Here is an 18,456-nt window from a genome sequence, read left to right as displayed (position 1 = left end):
TTATGGATATTTTTGAAGAAAACTGCGATACTGAAAATAACTGCACAGTAAGCTATTTTTGGAAAGGTCTTGCACTTTTTCTCCTTGGCGTTATAATTGGTCTGTTTGTTTCGCCTATCAAGAAAGGCGTTACTATCGGTTGTAACAACAAGATAGACAAGGGTGGCTGTAACGATCATTTTGACCCTGACGAGTATTATGATGATTATAACTTTGATGATGATGAAGATGATTTTGACCATGATGGCGTAAAATTTTAACGAAAGGCGTATATTGATATGAAACTTGGCATGGTAGGACTTCCTAACGTAGGAAAATCAACACTTTTTAATGCACTCACAAATGCGGGTGCAGAATCTGCGAACTATCCGTTTTGCACGATCGAACCGAATGTGGGCATTGTTTCGGTGCCTGATGAAAGACTTGACAAGCTGGCTGAGATGTATCACCCTGTAAAGTTTACTCCTGCAACACTTGAATTTGTTGACATTGCAGGTCTTGTAAAGGGTGCTTCAAAGGGCGAGGGACTTGGAAACAAATTTCTTTCAAACATAAGAGAGGTGGACGCTATCGTTCACGTTGTAAGATGTTTTGACGACCCTAACATCATTCATGTTGACGGCTCTATTAATCCTCGCAGAGATATTGAAACTATAGATTTGGAGCTTATTTTCTCTGACGTTGAGCTTATCGAGAGAAAGCTTGACAGAACTAAAAAGGCAATGAAAGGCGACAAATCTCTTGCTTCTGCTGTAGAGTTCCTTGAAAAGCTCAAAGAGCATCTTGAAAGCGGCAAGCCTGCACGTTCTTATGACATGACAGAGGACGAGCTGGAGATACTTAAAGAAACACCGCTTCTTTCACTTAAGCCTGTTATCTATGCGGCTAACCTTTGCGAAGATGATTTCAGAAACAATATCGAAAGCAACGAGCATTACAAGGAAGTTTGCGAGATTGCAAAAGCCGAAGGCTCGGCTGTGTTCCCGATATGTGCGCAGATAGAGGCTGAGATATCTGACATGGACGATGAGGACAAGGAAATGTTCCTTGCAGACCTCGGTCTTGAAACTTCAGGTCTTAACAGAATAATCAAGGAGGGCTATTCGCTTCTTGGTCTTATTTCATACCTGACAGCAGGCGAACCTGAGGTAAGAGCCTGGACTATCAAAAAGGGCACTAAAGCTCCACAGGCGGCAGGAAAGATACACACTGACTTTGAAAAGGGCTTCATCAGAGCTGAAGTTGTTTCATTTGACGATCTTATGAGCTGTGGCTCTATGACGGCGGCTAAGGAAAAGGGTCTTGTTCGTCTTGAGGGTAAGGATTACGTTATGCAGGACGGCGATATCGTTCTGTTCAGATTTAACGTATAAAGCGTAAGCTACACAAAGGCAGGTTGAAATATGCTTGCCTTTTTTTATGTGCAATATGTATGTTTTTTGTTATTATATTTGTTTAAAATCACAAAAGTAAATTTAATTTGTGTTATAGATTTTTTCATATATTGATGATAGAATGTGATAGTAAAAATTAAAGATGATAAATGTAATAGTTAGATTTTTGGAGGAAAAGTAATGACAAAAAACATGACAACGGGCAGTCCGTTCAAGCTTATAATGAGCTTTGCGCTTCCTCTGCTTTTAGGAAATTTGTTGCAGCAGACATACAATCTTATTGACGCTGCCATCGTGGGAAGATTTCTTGGTTCTGACGCTCTTGCAAGTGTCGGAGCTTCAAGCAGTGTGCAGTTTTTGGTGCTTGGTTTCTGCATGGGAACAGCCTGCGGCTTTGGCGTGCCTATTGCAAGGCATTTCGGAGCAGGGGACATAAAAAAGCTGAAACAGTATTTTTACAATTCTATTGTTATAACCGCCGTTACTGCGTTTGTGTTGACCACAGTTTGTGCGGTGCTTTGTAGTGAGATATTGAAGCTTCTTTCAACTCCGTCGAATATTTTTGATGACGCATATAAATATCTTCTGGTGATATTTCTTGGCATACCGTTCACACTTTTGTATAACCTGCTTTCAAGCGTATTGCGTTCTGTTGGCGACAGTAAAACGCCATTTGTATTTCTTGCTATATCAACGGTTTTGAACATTGCACTTGACCTTGTGTGTGTTATCGTCTTCAGGTGGGGCTGCATGGGTGCGGCTATCGCTACGGTCGTTGCTCAGGCGATAAGCGGAATACTATGTGCTGTATTTATTATGAAAAAGGTAAACGTGCTTAAGCTTTCAAAAGAGGACAGAGCGATGTCAAAGCCTGCGGTGCTGAACCTTATAATAATGGGTTTTCCTATGGGACTTCAATATTCCATAACGGCTATCGGCTCAATGGTCATGCAGTCGGCTAACAACAAGCTTGGAAGCATTTATGTGTCAGGATTCACTGCTGGGGCAAGGATAAAGCAGTTCACAATGTGTCCTTATGACGCTTTTGCAACAGGTGCATCTGTTTTTGCAAGCCAAAATCTCGGTGCAGGAAATCTCAAGCGTATCAAAAAGGGTATACGCATTGGAGTTGGCGTTGGCATGACATATGGAGTAATAGCCGGTATTGTACTTATATTCTTCGGCAGAGAGCTTTCGCTTATCTTTGTGAATAAGTCAGACGCAGCAGTGCTTACTGCTTCAGCCAAATATCTTTTCTACGCAGGCTTTTTCTATTGGACGCTCGGTATACTCAACACTTGCAGAATGTGTACGCAGGGCCTTGGATATTCTGGACTTGCTATATTCTCAGGAGTGACGGAAATGATAGCTCGAATTTCTGTAAGTATGATATTTGTGCCGAAATTCGGTTATCTTGCAATCTGCTTCACAGATCAGGCGGCATGGATAGCGGCTTGCTTGTACATAGTTCCTGTTTGCATATATTGTGTGAACAGGGCAGGCAGACACATTGCAGGAGATCACGGACTTCCTGTGGAAAATAAATAAGTAAAAGGCAGCTCTGAAAAAAATCAGAACTGCCTTTTGTTATGCCTACTTGTTTATAGCTTTTTTAAGTTGTAAGACAACTTCGCTGTAGTATCTTGGATTGACATCGCCAAGTTTCATGTTGTCATTGTATGCAGCATCGGGAAGTCGGAAGTAAAGCTCTTCCACGGTCACGTCCTCTATCTCGTAATAGCCAATGTATGTTCCTGAGAATTTAAGCTCGGCGGTCATGCCTATGTTGATGAGCTTGCCGTCGGGATCTTTCTCCTTGCCTGAGATATCATTTCTTATGAACTCATAGAAAAAGCCTGCGTCCTGTGCCTGACCCTTATACCAGCCTGCTTTGGTCATGCGGTTGACTAGAGTGGTGTTCGTTATCTCGGTATTCTTGAAGATCTCGCAGGCGGTCTTATTCTTATCGATTTCCGCTACTTTGTATACCTTTCTTCTTAGCTGGTCAAATGGCTGTATTATCTTGTAATCATCAAGCTGTTCCAGCCAAGCTTCTTTTTCATGTTCAGTAAGCTCCAGCGGGTGAACAAGCCCTATCTGCATAACCTCGGACAGCTCTATCTCATCATCATCTGAGTTTGTAAAGCTGCCGTCGTCAAGATAACGGAACGAAGTTTTAAGACAGCCATTTTCGTAAATACCCCATATAAGACCTATCGCAAAGCAGTGCATGAGAGGATTTTTTACAAAGAGAGCTTTCCAAGCTGCTGCTGTCCACTTACGGTCAAGCATAAGCACATATTCAAGACGCTGTTTCTGTGCGTCAACAACAGTTTTCATTTGCTTTTTCATTTCCTTGAAATCAGCAGTAGCCTTTTCTGCGAGGGCAGGGTCGTCATTAACGCCTATTTTAGGGAGATTTTTAAGCTTTTTCTCGCCCTCGAATATTTCTATATCAAGCTGTGGAGTGAGATAAACGGAGAATTTTCTGCTCCCAAAATCAAAGGTGCGGCACATTTTCTCGTCAAAGCCCATGTCAGGTACTATCTTGTCCGCAAGCTCCTGCGTTGTCAAGCCAAGCTGTTTAGCGGCATTGGCAAGTGCGTCAACTGCGGCAGCTCTGACCGCACGACTCTTATATTTTCTTGAAATATTGTCTACAGTCATAAGTGCATAGGAACTGCCATTCAGAGCTACGGCATTGACGGCTTTAACCGCAAGGGCAACACGCATATTTAATGACTGTTTCGACCATTCTTTTATGTAATCCGTCAGGCAATTTATTGCTTCATCACCGCCGTAAATGGCCGCAAAATACATTGTCCACTTTGTTTTCGCTTCTGCACCTTTTTCAAGCCAGCGGCTCAGGACTTCAAGGGCGAATGTTTCAAGCTCGTCAGATTTGAGCTTCTGGGCAAGTGTCTTGCCCTCGGGTGGGAGGGTACCTTCGTCGGCGTTTGCATATGTAAGCAGGAGAGCCTGCAAATAGATATCCTCTGCGATTTTATCATCGGTGAAGTGAATAGGTGCAAAGGGCTGTTCAAAAAGCCAGAGAACTTTCTTGCTTTTTGTGCCTTTGGTGAGCGCAGTCACAAGGTCTTCATCTGATATTTCGGCAGGCTTTGCTTCGCTGCCCAAAAGTTCAGATATTTTCGATTTGAGTTTGTCGGATTTTTCTGTGGCATAGGCTTTTTCAAGCTCTGTGCGGTAGGCGTCAGTACCTTGATTTTCGATTATCATAAGTGCAGTTTCACGCTTGGCTGATTTTTTCTGAGCAAGAAGTTTGCAAACATTATCGTGCCAATCCTTGTGGGCGGATATAACTTTCACAAGCTCTGCTTTTATTACCTTGCTGTTATCGTCACAAAGGGCAAAAAATTCGTCTTTGTATTTGTTGCTGTCTGCGATATCAAGAAGCCTTATATACAAAAGTCGGCTGGTCACAGCCATTTTGCTTACGTCGATAATGGTGGCTTTGTCTTTAAATTCTGGCATGACAGCGGTTATCTTATTGATGATGACTTCTTTACAGTAAGAGCTTTCTATCTGCCAGCCAAGGGATCTTATAATTATATCTATCGGTAGACCTGATCTTACCATTGCACGGACGATGAACTCGGTGTTATAATAAAGATCGTTGCCTATAAGTTGGAGGGGGTCACTTGTATCTTTAGACGCTCCTATGGAAAGGGCGGCGATACAGCGGATAATAAAATCGTCCTCTCCATATGCAACAATATAGTACATTTTCTTATGTCTGCCCTCGCAGGCTTCTTCGTCTGCAAAGGGGAGTATCGTGTCTATTTCTGCTTTGCCCATGATATATGCGTATATCTCGTCACTGTGCTTGAAATGTTCGGCAATAAGTTTGGCGATACGTTCCTGATGGGTAGCTTTAAGACCAATTGCTTCTGCGTTATATTTAGGGTCGGTGGCTTTGAGCATTTTTTCCATAGTGATCGCTGTGTCAAATGGAGCGTTCTTCATTGTTTCTATGAAAAGCTGTGGGTGATCTTTTGCGAGCTTTACCATTTGTGCTGGATAATTCCCATTTTTGTCAGGTGATTTGACAAAGTGCAGAATGTATCTATCTGTAAGACACTGTGGTTGAGCTTCGATAAGGTCGAATATCCTGGTGGTGGAAAGCTTCATATATATCAGCCCTTGGGTAAGATCGTCGTAATATTTCACAATGTTTTTATCAAAAAACGCACGGTATTCTTTTGCAAAATATGACGCTTCTGCATATGCGGCAAGAAAAAGACAGAAAACGGCTGTAGTTGTTTTGGGCTTTTTTTCGACTACTTCGGCAAGCTTTTTTATGGCAATTGCGGCTGTATCAGGAATTTTTGTTTTGCCGAGCAGGCTCTTTTTAGGCAGCTCGGTTGCGTCCAATGCGTAAACGCAAAGGAGAAGCTGTGCAATAATATCGTCAGGGCTAACGAAGTTGAATGTTCTTATGGCATCGTCTGCGGAATAGATAGGATGATTTACAGTGAAAACGCTGATAGAATCATTTGAGCGGTTTGAGATCTCAGTTGATATCCAGACTGCTTCTGCGTTCTCACCATAAAAATCAGTGAGCGGCTTCATATACATGGCTTTGTTTTCAGAATATATATAGGCATTGCCAGACAGCGCATCTGTCATATATCGGAAATATGGACCCGTTGCCATTGAACTGAAAATAATATAACGGTCTTTAAGCTCCTCACTATCTGAACCTGATATCTCATTTTTTACAGCTTTGATAAGCTTTTCACGATAACTATACTGCATGAGTTTTGGATAGTATCTTGTTATAATTTTTCTCATCAGGTCATTGTTTCTTGGCTTTGTGATGTCAAGATATTCAAGGGCAAGGTCTATGGTCTGCTGGTCAAAACCAAGCTCCTTTAGGGCGGTTTCAAGCTTTATAAAGCTTTTGGTGCTTTCGTTGTAGATCATTTTTTCTCCTCCATATTATTTATCGCACTGAACAGTGCTAATTTTTGTGTGCAAAGTCTGATATACCGCATTGTGTTGCCTGCGGCAGTGAAGATATCAAGGCTTTTGTCTGCGGTGGTGTGTCTTGCATTTTCGCACAGCTTTGTGAAGCATTCATAACGTTTTGCAAGTTCTTCAAGTCCGCATTGGCGTATGCTTTGAACGTGTTCGTCTGTGATAACAGAGTTCACTCCGCACTCCATTGCCGTGACTATCCTCTTGTCGGTTTCTTCGGTGGCGTCAAGAAGCTCGCTACACATTCCATAGTCTTGGTCTGTATCATTCTCGACGGGTACAGGAACATTGTCAGGCGGATCAATAAAATCATAGACCTCTATTTGGAAAAGCGTTAGCCTGCCGTGGTCGATATACCCCTGAGCCAGCAGGACGTAGTTTTTGTGCTTTTCTTTTAGCATTTTTCCACCTATGGTTTCAAGCGTGGAAATAAATTCACGATTTTCTGCTGTGTATTTTGCGGTGACGGATATTTGTCTATCACTGCCGTCTTTTATAATAAAAATTTGCTGTTGAGTGTGCTTGTCAAAATATGAAGCGACGCACTCTTTGGGGTGAACGAAATAAAGTCGGTCGGTCTCCTCGTCGCTTTTGTTTGCGGAGATCTTTTCCGCAAGCTCTTTGAAATCGCTGACAATAAGCTCACGGAGGGCAAAACAGTTTAGCTGTGCAGGACCTACGCCTATGGCATTGGTCTTTGACGATGAGGACAAATGCCCCATGCTCACCTTGGCGTTTTCAAGCTTCAGCTCTGTGCACATATAGCTGTTTAGAGAGCTGTCAAGATCCCATACAGTTGTGCTTTCGGCAAATCGTCTTGACTTTTTTTCATAGAACGTGGGGCGCAGATCACTGTAGGTTAGAAAGCGCTGGTGAGATGTTCTGTCTTTATTGAGAAAATAGTAGATACAGCCAGTGTATTCGCCACTGACATTTCTTGTACCTATAGGCAGGAGTTGGAGCGTTCCTTCATAGTCGGTGTATTCTCTGCGGAAGGTGCCGAGCATTTCTTCTGTGATGTCGGCTTTTATAAGCTTGTTCATGCTGTCAGCATATTCAAACATTTTGTGAGTGAATACCTGCGGACTGAATGAAGCTCGCCTTGAAACACAGTCTTTAAGTCGGCTGCCAAGTTCACGCATTTGTCTTTCTGCCTCAGCCATTCTCAAAGCGTGGCAGGAAACTGCGGCAAGCTCAAAATTATCGGGGTCGCTCTCTTCGGCTCTTACAAGACCTCGGGTAAATATTCCAGACATTATTTTTATGCACTGTTCGGCACATCCTTTTATCTTTTTCTGGGTATCCTGAGAAAGCAAATTTATTTCAGGTTGGTCGAGGAGTTCGATTTCTGCTTGTTCAGGCTCAGAGGTTATGACCTCTGGAGTGATATCCTCGCCGTCGTACTGTGGAAGCTGTGCTTTCAAAAGTAGTATGGCTGTGATAATGTGCCTGCAAATTCCTCTTGAAACACAACTGCATTGACTTTCATCAAGTGGTGATTTTATGGTGCAGGTTTCACCGTCTAATTTTACTATGTAACATTCATGGATTTTTTCAGCCGAAAGGGTCATGTTTTTGGATTCCTTCAACGCTCGTTTGTAAATGCCCTTGTTTGAAAGCTCAATAAGCGATTGTTCGTTTGCGATGTCAAGCTGTTTATCGATTACGTCCAAGATGTCATCTCCTATGCAAATATTTTTCCGATGTAATCCCCAAGCTTATCAGGGGTAAGACTGCCAACGAATGAGCCCATATCTGCAAGCTTCTGACCTGTCGCCTTGTCATAGGCAGGGTCGGCATTTTCATCAAGGGCGGTAAGGAATGAGAGATGTGCGCCGCTTGTGATTATATTTTTGCTGACGTTCATAAGCTGTGCTTCACTGCCACCCTCGTAGAGGTCTGTTACCACGATAACGCAAGTGTCACGTGGCGTAACGATAAGGCTTTCGCAGTAGGTAAGGGCTTTTGCAATATCCGTTCCTCCCCCAAGCTGAACGCTCATTATTGTCTGAGCAGGGTCGTCTGCATGGTCTGAGAGGTCAACGATGCTTGTATCAAATATGATGAGCTTCACCTCTGCAAATGGCAGTTCGGAAATTATCTGCGCCATTACTGCACTATAGATGACTGAACCGAGCATTGAACCGCTTTCGTCTATGGCTATGATAATGCGCTTTTTGTTATGCTTTTTCACACGTCCACTGAAATAGATATCTTTCAGTATAAGCTGGTTGCTTGCTTTGTCATAGTTTTTCAGGTTTCGGCGGATAGTCTTTTTGAAATCGAGGTTTGCAGAGCATTTCATAACTGACGATGTGTTTTTATCAAGTCTGCCTGTAAGGCTTCGCTTTATGGTCATATCAAGCATTTGTTTGATATCGTCTGCTACCTGTTTTGCTATTTTTACAGCCGCCTGCAACACCTCGCCGTTCATGAGATGTTTGAGCTGAATGATAGTTTTAAGCAGCGCTATATCAGGCTTCATTTCTTCAAGAACCTTTTTATCGGTAAGAAGCTCGGTCATGTTGAACCTTTCCAAAGCTTGACGTTCAAGTACATCGGCGGTCTGCTTTGGAAAAAGCGTTCTGACTTTTGTTATCCATTCTGCGGCGTTTAGCACACTGCCACCCTGGCCGCCTTGCCTGCTGTTCTCGTCCCTTACATCGTCACCTTGCGCACGGCTATAGAGATAATCGAGTAGTTTTTCCATATCCTGAAACGTTATTATCTCTGCTTTGTCACCGGTAAAGGAAAGGCTTTTGTCAGACATTCCGCCCAGCACGAGCCGCCAGCGGTTGACGGATATGGCTTTGTTTTCATCTGTCATGGCTTTTCCTCCTCAGACAAAAGTTTAACTATCTCTTTATCTACTTTCCCACCGAAGCTATATAGTCTTTCGTTTATAGGTTTTTCCGTAAGAAGCTCAGCACTGTCAGCGTCATAAAGCTTTGCGACAGCGGTGGCTGTTTGCTGTATTTCATAGGGGGTGAAACAACTGAAAGCAAGCTTCATGGAGGGAAGTATTTCTATAAAATCGTCATAGTCAAGTCCGCAGATAAGCGTGTCTGTCATTCTGCTGAAAGAATCGTCCGTCATGATGATATCACGGGCGGCATTGAAAAGTCCGTGAAGAAACTCCGCTCCTTGTATCTGAACATTCCTGTCGCCTTTGAGATAGCTTGACATTGCCTGTTCAGCAAGCTTGCGGCGGTGGGGGTCAAAGGCATAAAGTATGCCAAGTGCTGTGCCGTAAACAAATGGGTCTTTATCAGATTTGCAGCAGAGGGAAAGCAGGGCGTTTTCATAGTCATGACGATATTCTCTAAAGCCGTCAGTGACAGCTTTCTGCATTGCGTACATTATCGCTGCACATTCTGCAATGTGGTCGTCTTTCACCGACGCCATATCAGGCAGTGCTGTGATTATCCTTGTCATGCACCGCTTTGCACAATTTTCTGCGGCGGAAAACTCGGTATTATAAAGCTGTTGGAGTTCCATAAGAGTGATAAAATGCCTTAAACCTCTGCCTACAGAGAAAAAGTCACCGTCTGAGTTAAGAATGTTCTCGGCACAAGCTTTGTCATCATCAGAGAGTTCTAAGCCCATTTGGAAGCAGTCCACAAGGATATGCGCCGCAACATCACAGTGCTTTTCATGGCGAAGTGTTCTTGAAGCACAGGTGCGGCAGGCTTCTTCAATGGTGAAGCCGTCGGCAGTATGGTCTATGAGTGCAACGTCTGTGGCAGGGACTTTTTTGTATACCCATTCTTCACGGACACGGCTTCTGTCTTTTCGCCTATGCAAATCAGGTCCTTTTGTTCGCTGGGCAAAGTCTGTGCCTAGAAACACCATTCTATGGAAAAATCCGCTTAGTTCCATGCCGTTTGCAGTGGTAAAAAGTGAAACTTCCGTCTTATTAGGGGTTACTGTTTTTATTTTAAGTCGAAACCTTTTACACTGTTCTTCAAAATCAGCGATAAGCGGAGGAACGTGGTTTATATCGCCTATATGACCTGTCTTGTCGCCTGTGGCAAGTTTGTGCATAAGGTCGATAGGCAGGGCGGAGGATATTGTTTTCTCTCCCTTGATAAATGACGAGGTTATGGCGTCCTCAAGCTCGTAAAGTCCACATTCATGACAGCCACGAAGTGCGGCAAGTCCACTCATCATAGACTGCGCTGCGGAAGCGTCAGCCATTGACACTGGGATATCATGTTTATCACAGGCTCTCACTGTACCTATGAGCAGGTCAAGAACTGTGTCGCTGTAAACACCTGCCGGGTCATCACAGTGGATTAGCTTGTTCATCACGCAATCATAAAAATAAGGACGCTGGATACCAGAGGCATATCCACTGAGAGCGTCTGCTGCTTCATAAGAATAAGCTACGGGGAAACAGCCCTCATCTTTTTGAGAGAGCTTGTGAAGCTTTTCTTTTTGGATATTATCACTTTTCAAAAGCTCATAAAGTCCCAAACTGTGGAATCCGCCTGTTACAGCAAGGACTTTTTTGTTATCTTTAAGTGCTTCTTTGATACGCAGAGCCATATGGTTTTCTCTTGCAAGAGTGCCGTCTGCTGCAAGATCATCTTCTGTTTCGTCATTTCGTGTGATAATGCAGTAGGTGTACATTTGCTGTACAAAATCTTGTACAGATAGTCTGAGCCCCTCTATCTCAAAATACTTCTCCCAGAACTCTTCAAAGGTCCTTAGATCTGTTTTCTCGCAAAGCTTTTTGCAGAATTTGCTGTATATAAGTCTGCTGTCATCAGTGTAGCTGTGTTTGTCCTTATTACTGCGAAGACCTTTATTTACGGCTGTGGTAATAAGTATCTCGCTGTAGGGAAGATCTATAAAGCGTGCTTCTATACCCATGGCTGCGGCTGTTTTCAGAGCGTTATACTCAGGTGAAGCATAGATAAAAGGGTAGTAGCATTTATAGTCCTCGGCTTCATCACTGATAAGCTTTTTCCTGTCCTTGTAGTAATAATAGAAAGCCGCAGGGAGCTTAGTTCTCTCGTCCGTCAACACACCTATCATATCATTGGCGTTTTCAGGACCCTCTATAAGTATGACATCGGGCTGATATTCTTTAATTACTCTGATGAGCTGCCACGAGCAGACAGGGCTGTGGTGTCTTACAGGAAAAAGCAGAAATGGCTGAGAATAGTCAAAAGGTATTATTTCAGATACTTGGCTGTATCCAGATATTCTGTCCATATGCCTCCCTCACTTGCACTTTTTTCCTTAACAGCGATCCTGAAATAGCTTTTGAGCTTTTCAAGATCGTCTTTGTTTTCCTTACAAACTGCTCCTAAAAGATTCTGCGTAAGCTCTTTGAGATCAGTTTTTCCGTCACCATAATAATATGCACTGCTCATAGTTTGATAGAAAACGGACACAGCTTCGGCTGTACTCATAACGGCGTTTGGTTTTTCAAGCTTTGTTCCCTCTGAGGTAACGCCCTCACGAAGCTCATGATATGTGACAGCAAGAAGTTCAGCAGCGTCAGTGTCTATAGGCTGGTCGATATGACCTGTTTTTGCAAGGTCTTGTGCTTCACGGATAATGATCTCTTTTTCGAGCCTTACGTCACGAACAGGCTCGACAGTCTCAAAATTGAAACGTCTTTTCAAAGCACCTGACATTTCATTTACGCCCTTATCACGGGTGTTTGCAGTACCGATTATATTAAATCCTTGCTTGGCGAAAACAAGTCCTTCGTTTTCAAGCTCAGGGATATTGAGTATCTGGTCGCTCATTACAGAAATAAGGCTATCTTGGATTTCTGCAGGGGTACGAGTTATTTCCTCAAATCGTGCGAAAATGCCTTGTTCCATGCCTATGAGCAGGGGAGCAGACACAAGGGCTTCACGGCACGGACCTTTTGAAAGAAGCATGGCATAGTTCCAGCTATATTTTATCATATCCTCGGTAGTTCCAGCCGTACCCTGAACTGTGTTCGTGCTTATGCCGCAGCAGGCAGCAGAGAGAAGCTCAGAGAGCATAGTTTTAGCAGTGCCTGGCTCACCCACCAGCATAAGTCCACGGTTTCCGGCGAGGGTGATTATACAGCGCTCAACAAGTGCGTCATTGCCATAGAATTTGCGCTTTATCTGCATTTTGCCATCGGCAGTTTTGATGATTCCGCCTAATATAAATGTTCGCACTGCCTTTGGCGACAGCACCCAATTTTCAGGCTTTTTGCCAATATCAACACTTTTCAAGGCATCAAGTTCATTTTTGTAGCGTATCTCAACGGGCGGTTTTATGTATTCATTCGTCATAGCAGTTATCTCCTAAAAGTTAATTTATCAGTAATAATTATATCATATTTTGTTGTTATTTACAATAAGCAGGGGGATATTCAGCTAAATTGACAACGAACAGATGTTTTGGTTGTGCATTTTGACAGTTAGGATAGGGTATAAAAAAACCGCTTCGCATTTCTGCGAAACGGTTTGATAAATGAGAATGAAATTATCTCTTTGAGAACTGTGGAGCACGTCTTGCGGCTTTGAGACCGTACTTCTTTCTTTCCTTCATTCTTGGGTCACGAGTGAGGAAGCCTTCCTTCTTGAGGAGAGGTCTGAACTCATCGCTAGTCTGAAGAAGAGCTCTTGAAAGACCGTGTCTGATTGCACCAGCCTGACCTGTTACTCCACCGCCTGTTACTGTGCAAACGATATCGTACTTATCCATTGTATCTGTTACAGCAAATGGCTGACGAACGATGAGCTTGAGTGTCTCAAGACCGAAGTAATCGTCAATGTCTCTGCCGTTGATTGTGATCTTACCTGTACCCTCGTAAACACGAACACGGGCAACAGAATGTTTTCTTCTACCTGTGCCATAGAAATATGGCTGCTTTGATTCGTACATCTAAATTGCTCCTTCCTTACAGTTCGTATTTAACAGGCTTCTGAGCAGCATTATTATGCTCAGCACCCTTGTATACTCTGAGTCTCTTTGCAGCAGCTCTGCCAAGTGTGTTGTTAGGGAGCATACCCTCAACAGCAATTGTCATAGCTCTGTCTGACTGATTAGCCATCATATCTGAATACTTGATCTCCTTAAGACCGCCGATCCAGCCTGTGTGCCACTTGTAAGACTTCTGATCAAGCTTTTTGCCTGTGAGAACAGCCTTATCTGTGTTGATGATGATTACATGGTCGCCGCAGTCAGCGTGTGGTGCGTAAGTTGGCTTGTGCTTGCCACGAAGAATGTGAGCAGCCTTAGCAGCAACTCTACCGAGTGACTGACCTTCAGCGTCGAGAATATACCATGTGCGAGTAATGTCGCCTGCTTTTGGCATATAAGTTGACATATTATTTCCTCCATTCAGAATTTTAAAAAGTCTGTTCACAGCCGCATTTTCGCCCTGTGAACTCACAACGTTGTCTATTATACAACAGCTTTTCATGATTGTCAATAGTCAAAACGTCGAATTTTTAATTTATATCCCTCATTCTCTTTAAATCTCTTCGTTTTGCTCTGTTTCTCTCGATTTCTCACAATTCATTTCACTTTTGCATTTTACACTAATATACACAGTAATATGGCGTAAACTAAAGATAATCATAGCATAAGCAATGTATATTCAATATTTATCTGTCTGCGTTAGAATATGTGCTTATATGTCTGTATTTGCATTTTCAGTATATGCTTTTCTTCTGCACCAAAATTATGCAAACCGTCTGCTTTACTGTATTTTCAGCTTTATTCATCTTCAAATGAAAAAATATCCTCTACAGATACACCAAATACCTTTGCAATATCCATTGCAAGCTTTAGAGACGGATTGTATTGTCCTTTTTCAAGACGTATGATAGTTTCACGCCTGACGCCCACTTTTTCGGCAAGGTCACCCTGCTTCATGTCAAGCTTGGCACGGTATTCCTTGAGTTTTGTTTTTAGCTCCGGCATTACTCGTCCTCCTCATCGGTGCTGAGCTTGCCCTCATGGTGGAGGAAAAATCCGCTTTCAAGGGTCATATAACTGAACCAGAATATAAACCATACTTGATATAGTCTGTCGCTGTTTATCTTTATGGTTATACTTCCTTCCCAGAACATTGATATAAAGATCGCCACTGCTAATATTATCAAAAACATTTTTGTGATACTTTGATGTGCCTTGAGCATATTTTCTTTTGCCATTTCGTCCTCTTTGTCAACTTTCTGACAGCTTGCATACAGCCATATTACTGCAAATAAAGCCGTCATAGCAGCCAACACAACGAATATCACCGTCGCCCATGTTGTATTATCAAGCTTGTAATGCTCCGCAGTGTTTTCAAATATCTCTGTGACAAGTATTGCAATTCCTGTTACCATACGCTTTTTGTGATATTCTCTCAGAGTTATCTTTTTCTTTTCTTTTTTCGCTTTCATTTTTATCCCTCTAGTTCTCATCATCATCGAACTTACTTTCAAAATATAGACCTATAAAATTGTACACCGCATAGCAGAACCATATCAAGCCCGTTATAACATATTCGTTTAGTGTGACCTTAAATCTTCCTAAAATATCGGAAAACAAAGTCATAACTGAAATAAACAGGCAGGCGATCGTGAACAGGAACGTTATAAAAGTCTGATTGACCTTTGCTGTTGTCTGCTGAGTAAGCTCGTCATTTGTATCTCTTTTGCCGACCGTGGATATCATCTTTGTTATGCATATGGCGATCAGCGCAAGCGTTCCCAAAGATACGATAAGGTTTATCACATTGGTAAGTGTGTGCCCTTTCTTTATCGCAGGCAGCACCTTTTCCATAACCCAATAGAATATCCACATCGCTCCACCCAGCGTGCCCAAAATACCCATATGTCTGTAATACTTTTTGTATGATATTTTGTCTGTTTTTATCTCCGTTTTGTCATTCATTTCTACATCTTCTTTCATTTGTGATTTAAACAGCTGCATATACAAGGTGATTTATTTATCACCTTATGTGACAATAATATCACTTTCACCTTGCAAAGTCAATAGAAAAGTGACAAATTTATCATCTTTGTGCATATACACTAATCGTGCGGGATCAGTTTGTACACATTTATGTACACTGACAACAAAAAGAGCGGAACAAAGTCCGCTCATGAAATTATTCTGTTTGTGAATTTGAAATTTCTTCGTTGCTACTGTCGGTGTCGCTTTTATCTTCTGTGAATATTTCTTTGCATACAGCACTAAATTCATCGTCACGTAGTGAAACTTTATTTTTTATCACGTCTGTAATGGTGAATTTTCTGTAGGTGAAGCCGTCATATACTATTAAAAAGGAAATAGTGTAGTTATCAGAGCCATGTTTGCCTTTTACTGTTACTGTGTAGTTGTGACCGTTCTTTGTGCAATCCCACTTTGCGTCCTCGCCTAGATAAGAAGCTATGCACTCACCGATTACCTTTGATGAATTTCCCGAAAAGTTGTCAAGGCTTTGCACATAACTGTTCTGTGCGGATACGAGCATATAGTTGTTGTCTATTTTTATGCTCTGCGTAAAACCATTCATGAACAGTGCAGCGATAATGAAAAATCCACACATTATTGCTTTATAACGCTCTCTGCCGCAAAGCTTTTCACGCTTATAAACATAAAAAGGCGTTAGCCATACCCATTTGAAAAGGTGTGCCGCATCAATGCCATGCTTTATAAGCTGTTTGCAATCTGCAATGGAACAGCCTATCATGAACAGCGGAACAAGTATCCACAGGAACGCTCCTGCGGTGGCAGAGTTTGCATAGTTTTCAAGAAACAAGCCGATAAGCGGAACAAAGCATATGAACCATATCAGCCCATTATTAAGAGCCATTGCTTTGGCAGAGTTTGAGTTGCTTTCGGTCTGCGGTACATTTATCGTAATATCCATTTTTTCCTCCGATTTTTTAAGCTACCTATATTATATAATATTTTTTTCAAATAATCAATAGCCTATGTTTTTGTTTATTAGTAACAAAACAAACGTTCGGCATTGTTCTGAAAAATGTTTAATTAATGTATTTACAAAATCATTGACTTTGTGTTATAATATAATTTGTATGTAAAAAATTCTTCAGATCCGTAAGAAAGGAAATGAGAAATGGCAAATAAAAAGGAATATACAAATGAAGATATAGTATCCCTTAAGGGGGAGGACAGAGTAAGAAAGCGTCCTGCGGTAATATTCGGCTCTGACGGACTTGAGGGCTGTAAACATTCTGTTTTTGAAATTCTTTCAAACTCTATAGACGAGGCTCGTGACGGTCATGGCGATAAGATAATCGTTACAAAGTATAATGACGATTCTATCGAGGTGGAAGACTTCGGACGTGGTTGTCCTGTTGACTATAACCAGCGTGAGAAAAAATATAACTGGGAGCTTGTTTACTGCGAGCTTTATGCAGGTGGCAAGTATAATAATAACGGCGGAGATAACTATGAATATTCTTTGGGTCTTAACGGACTAGGTGCTTGTGCGACGCAGTATTCATCTGAGTTTATGGACGTCGAGGTTTTCCGTGACGGATATAAGTATGACCTGCACTTTGAAAAGGGAAGAAACGTTGGCGGTCTTAAAAAGGAAGAAACAAAGCAGAAAAAGACAGGTACAAAGACACATTGGCGACCTGACCTTGAAGTTTTCACTGATATAAAAATTGAGAACGAATATTTTGAGGACGTTCTGAAAAAGCAGGCTGTAGTAAACCCTAATATCACATTTATCCTGCGTATACAGCGTGAGAACAATTCTTTTGAAGAAAAGACGTTCTATTATGAGAATGGTATTGCCGATTATGTTGCAGAGATAGCAGGTGAAAAGCCTCTGACCTCGGTGCAGTTTTTCACAGGCGACCGCAAGGGTCGTGACCGTGAGGACAAGGACGATTACAAGGTAAAGCTTTCTGTGGCGTTCACTTTCTCTAATCAGGTAAAATGTCTTGAATATTATCACAATTCAAGCTTTCTGGAACATGGTGGTTCGCCTGAGGACGCTGTAAAGAGTGCTTTCACATCTCAGATAAATGCTTATCTCAAAAGCAACAATAAGTATCTGAAAAACGAAAAGCCTATTACTTTTCAGGATATCGAGGATTGCTTGGTGCTTGTTTCAAGTTCGTTTTCTACACAGACTTCATATGCCAATCAGACAAAGAAAGCTATCACAAACAAGTTTATCAAGGAGTGCATGACAGAGTTCTTGAAGCACAATCTCGAGATATACTTTATTGAGAATCCTGACGAAGCGGTGAAGATAGCAGAGCAGGTTCTTGTAAACAAGAGAAGCCGTGAAAAGGCTGAGAAGTCAAGAATAGACCTGAAGAAAAAGCTTGCAGGCTCTATCGACCTTTCAAATCAGGTGCAGAAATTCGTTGACTGCCGTTCAAAAGACCTTTCTCAGCGTGAGCTTTATATCGTGGAGGGCGACTCGGCGCTCGGTTCTGTAAAAATGGCAAGAAATGCAGAGTTTCAGGCTGTTATCCCTGTGAGAGGAAAGATACTCAACTGTTTGAAAGCTGACTATGATAAGATTTTCAAGAACGAGATAATCACAGATCTTATAAAAGTCATAGGCTGCGGCGTTGAGGTCAAGACGGGCAAGAACAAGGAGATATCTATGTTCAATCTTGACAACCTACGCTGGAACAAAATAGTTATCTGTACTGATGCCGATGTTGACGGCTTCCATATCAGAACGCTTATACTCACAATGCTTTACAGGCTCGTGCCGACCCTTATTGAAAAAGGATATGTTTATATTGCGGAGTCACCGCTCTTTGAGATAACGACTTCCGACAAGACTTACTTTGCATATGACGAGAACGAAAAGACAAAGATACTCAAAATGATAGGCAATAAAAAGTTTGATATCCAGCGTTCAAAAGGTCTTGGCGAGAACGAGGCGGAGATGATGAGCCTTACGACAATGGACCCTGCCACAAGACGTCTTATAAAGATAGAGCCTGACGATATCGAGCAGACACAGTGGATGTTCGATATGCTATTGGGTGACGATTTGCAGGGAAGAAAAGATTTCATCACCAATAATGGTGTTGATTATCTGGATATGGCAGATATTTCATAA

The 18,456-nt window shown here is 42.1% G+C and carries 15 protein-coding genes; 4 read left to right on the top strand and 11 right to left on the bottom strand.

Annotation, left to right across the window (positions count from 1 at the left end; translation table 11 throughout):
- Nucleotides 1–2: 2 nt before the first annotated feature.
- The 3 genes from OCV57_RS12850 to OCV57_RS12840 all read left to right on the top strand — a co-directional run bounded on the left by OCV57_RS12850 (nucleotide 3) and on the right by OCV57_RS12840 (nucleotide 2,942).
- Complete coding sequence (locus OCV57_RS12850; protein WP_022288215.1) at nucleotides 3–260, top strand: hypothetical protein; 258 nt, start codon at nucleotides 3–5, stop codon at nucleotides 258–260.
- A gap of 18 nt (nucleotides 261–278) precedes the next feature.
- Nucleotides 279–1,373: a redox-regulated ATPase YchF gene (ychF, locus tag OCV57_RS12845; RefSeq protein WP_041337323.1), complete on the top strand. Its 1,095-nt coding sequence runs from the start codon at nucleotides 279–281 to the stop codon at nucleotides 1,371–1,373.
- A 201-nt stretch (nucleotides 1,374–1,574) separates the two neighbouring features.
- Entirely contained in the window at nucleotides 1,575–2,942 is a 1,368-nt protein-coding gene (locus OCV57_RS12840; RefSeq protein WP_041337324.1) for an MATE family efflux transporter, read from the top strand.
- Nucleotides 2,943–2,987: 45 nt separating this feature from the next.
- On the opposite strand, the gene OCV57_RS12835 is transcribed toward OCV57_RS12840, so the two are convergent.
- The 11 genes from OCV57_RS12835 to OCV57_RS12785 form a co-directional block, all read right to left on the bottom strand.
- Nucleotides 2,988–6,341, bottom strand: a complete 3,354-nt coding sequence (locus tag OCV57_RS12835; RefSeq protein ID WP_267301875.1) for a DUF4132 domain-containing protein — start codon at nucleotides 6,339–6,341, stop codon at nucleotides 2,988–2,990.
- Entirely contained in the window at nucleotides 6,338–8,068 is a 1,731-nt protein-coding gene (locus OCV57_RS12830) for a hypothetical protein (RefSeq protein ID WP_267301873.1), read from the bottom strand. Before OCV57_RS12830 ends, OCV57_RS12835 begins: the two co-directional genes overlap by 4 nt.
- 11 nt (nucleotides 8,069–8,079) lie before the next feature.
- A complete protein-coding gene (locus OCV57_RS12825) occupies nucleotides 8,080–9,222 on the bottom strand; it encodes a VWA domain-containing protein (protein WP_267301872.1) in 1,143 nt (380 codons plus the stop codon).
- On the bottom strand, nucleotides 9,219–11,615 hold the full coding sequence (locus OCV57_RS12820; RefSeq protein ID WP_267301871.1) for a DUF5682 family protein: 2,397 nt from the start codon (nucleotides 11,613–11,615) through the stop codon (nucleotides 9,219–9,221). Before OCV57_RS12820 ends, OCV57_RS12825 begins: the two co-directional genes overlap by 4 nt.
- Nucleotides 11,576–12,682, bottom strand: coding sequence for an ATP-binding protein (locus OCV57_RS12815; RefSeq protein ID WP_041337329.1), 1,107 nt, complete (start codon nucleotides 12,680–12,682; stop codon nucleotides 11,576–11,578). The genes OCV57_RS12820 and OCV57_RS12815 overlap by 40 nt, the downstream gene beginning before the upstream one ends.
- A 193-nt stretch (nucleotides 12,683–12,875) precedes the next feature.
- Nucleotides 12,876–13,277: a 30S ribosomal protein S9 gene (rpsI, locus tag OCV57_RS12810; protein WP_267301868.1), complete on the bottom strand. Its 402-nt coding sequence runs from the start codon at nucleotides 13,275–13,277 to the stop codon at nucleotides 12,876–12,878.
- Between the two features lie 16 nt (nucleotides 13,278–13,293).
- On the bottom strand, nucleotides 13,294–13,722 hold the full coding sequence (gene rplM, locus OCV57_RS12805; protein ID WP_022287500.1) for a 50S ribosomal protein L13: 429 nt from the start codon (nucleotides 13,720–13,722) through the stop codon (nucleotides 13,294–13,296).
- A 392-nt stretch (nucleotides 13,723–14,114) separates the two neighbouring features.
- A complete protein-coding gene (locus OCV57_RS12800; protein WP_022287501.1) occupies nucleotides 14,115–14,321 on the bottom strand; it encodes a helix-turn-helix transcriptional regulator in 207 nt (68 codons plus the stop codon).
- On the bottom strand, nucleotides 14,321–14,788 hold the full coding sequence (locus tag OCV57_RS12795; RefSeq protein WP_041337332.1) for a hypothetical protein: 468 nt from the start codon (nucleotides 14,786–14,788) through the stop codon (nucleotides 14,321–14,323). Before OCV57_RS12795 ends, OCV57_RS12800 begins: the two co-directional genes overlap by 1 nt.
- Before the next feature lie 10 nt (nucleotides 14,789–14,798).
- On the bottom strand, nucleotides 14,799–15,281 hold the full coding sequence (locus OCV57_RS12790; protein WP_267301867.1) for a hypothetical protein: 483 nt from the start codon (nucleotides 15,279–15,281) through the stop codon (nucleotides 14,799–14,801).
- 217 nt (nucleotides 15,282–15,498) lie between these two features.
- Nucleotides 15,499–16,263, bottom strand: a complete 765-nt coding sequence (locus OCV57_RS12785) for a hypothetical protein (RefSeq protein WP_267301866.1) — start codon at nucleotides 16,261–16,263, stop codon at nucleotides 15,499–15,501.
- Nucleotides 16,264–16,473: 210 nt separating this feature from the next.
- Between OCV57_RS12785 and OCV57_RS12780 the strand changes: the two genes are divergently transcribed.
- On the top strand, nucleotides 16,474–18,456 hold the full coding sequence (locus OCV57_RS12780; protein ID WP_022287505.1) for a DNA gyrase/topoisomerase IV subunit B: 1,983 nt from the start codon (nucleotides 16,474–16,476) through the stop codon (nucleotides 18,454–18,456).

The sequence above is a fragment of the Hominimerdicola aceti genome, from assembly GCF_025567495.1.
GTDB classification, from domain to species: domain Bacteria; phylum Bacillota; class Clostridia; order Oscillospirales; family Ruminococcaceae; genus Hominimerdicola; species Hominimerdicola aceti.
The sequence above is the reverse complement of the archived record's forward strand: the minus strand, read 5'-3'. Positions and strand labels throughout refer to the sequence as shown.

Coding starts and splice junctions, on each gene's coding strand:
- OCV57_RS12850 (WP_022288215.1), top strand. CDS start 3: ATGGATATTTTTGAAGAAAACTGCGATACTGAAAATAACTGCACAGTA.
- ychF (WP_041337323.1), top strand. CDS start 279: ATGAAACTTGGCATGGTAGGACTTCCTAACGTAGGAAAATCAACACTT.
- OCV57_RS12840 (WP_041337324.1), top strand. CDS start 1,575: ATGACAAAAAACATGACAACGGGCAGTCCGTTCAAGCTTATAATGAGC.
- OCV57_RS12835 (WP_267301875.1), bottom strand. CDS start 6,341: ATGATCTACAACGAAAGCACCAAAAGCTTTATAAAGCTTGAAACCGCC.
- OCV57_RS12825 (WP_267301872.1), bottom strand. CDS start 9,222: ATGACAGATGAAAACAAAGCCATATCCGTCAACCGCTGGCGGCTCGTG.
- OCV57_RS12820 (WP_267301871.1), bottom strand. CDS start 11,615: ATGGACAGAATATCTGGATACAGCCAAGTATCTGAAATAATACCTTTT.
- OCV57_RS12815 (WP_041337329.1), bottom strand. CDS start 12,682: ATGACGAATGAATACATAAAACCGCCCGTTGAGATACGCTACAAAAAT.
- rpsI (WP_267301868.1), bottom strand. CDS start 13,277: ATGTACGAATCAAAGCAGCCATATTTCTATGGCACAGGTAGAAGAAAA.
- rplM (WP_022287500.1), bottom strand. CDS start 13,722: ATGTCAACTTATATGCCAAAAGCAGGCGACATTACTCGCACATGGTAT.
- OCV57_RS12800 (WP_022287501.1), bottom strand. CDS start 14,321: ATGCCGGAGCTAAAAACAAAACTCAAGGAATACCGTGCCAAGCTTGAC.
- OCV57_RS12795 (WP_041337332.1), bottom strand. CDS start 14,788: ATGAAAGCGAAAAAAGAAAAGAAAAAGATAACTCTGAGAGAATATCAC.
- OCV57_RS12790 (WP_267301867.1), bottom strand. CDS start 15,281: ATGAATGACAAAACGGAGATAAAAACAGACAAAATATCATACAAAAAG.
- OCV57_RS12785 (WP_267301866.1), bottom strand. CDS start 16,263: ATGGATATTACGATAAATGTACCGCAGACCGAAAGCAACTCAAACTCT.
- OCV57_RS12780 (WP_022287505.1), top strand. CDS start 16,474: ATGGCAAATAAAAAGGAATATACAAATGAAGATATAGTATCCCTTAAG.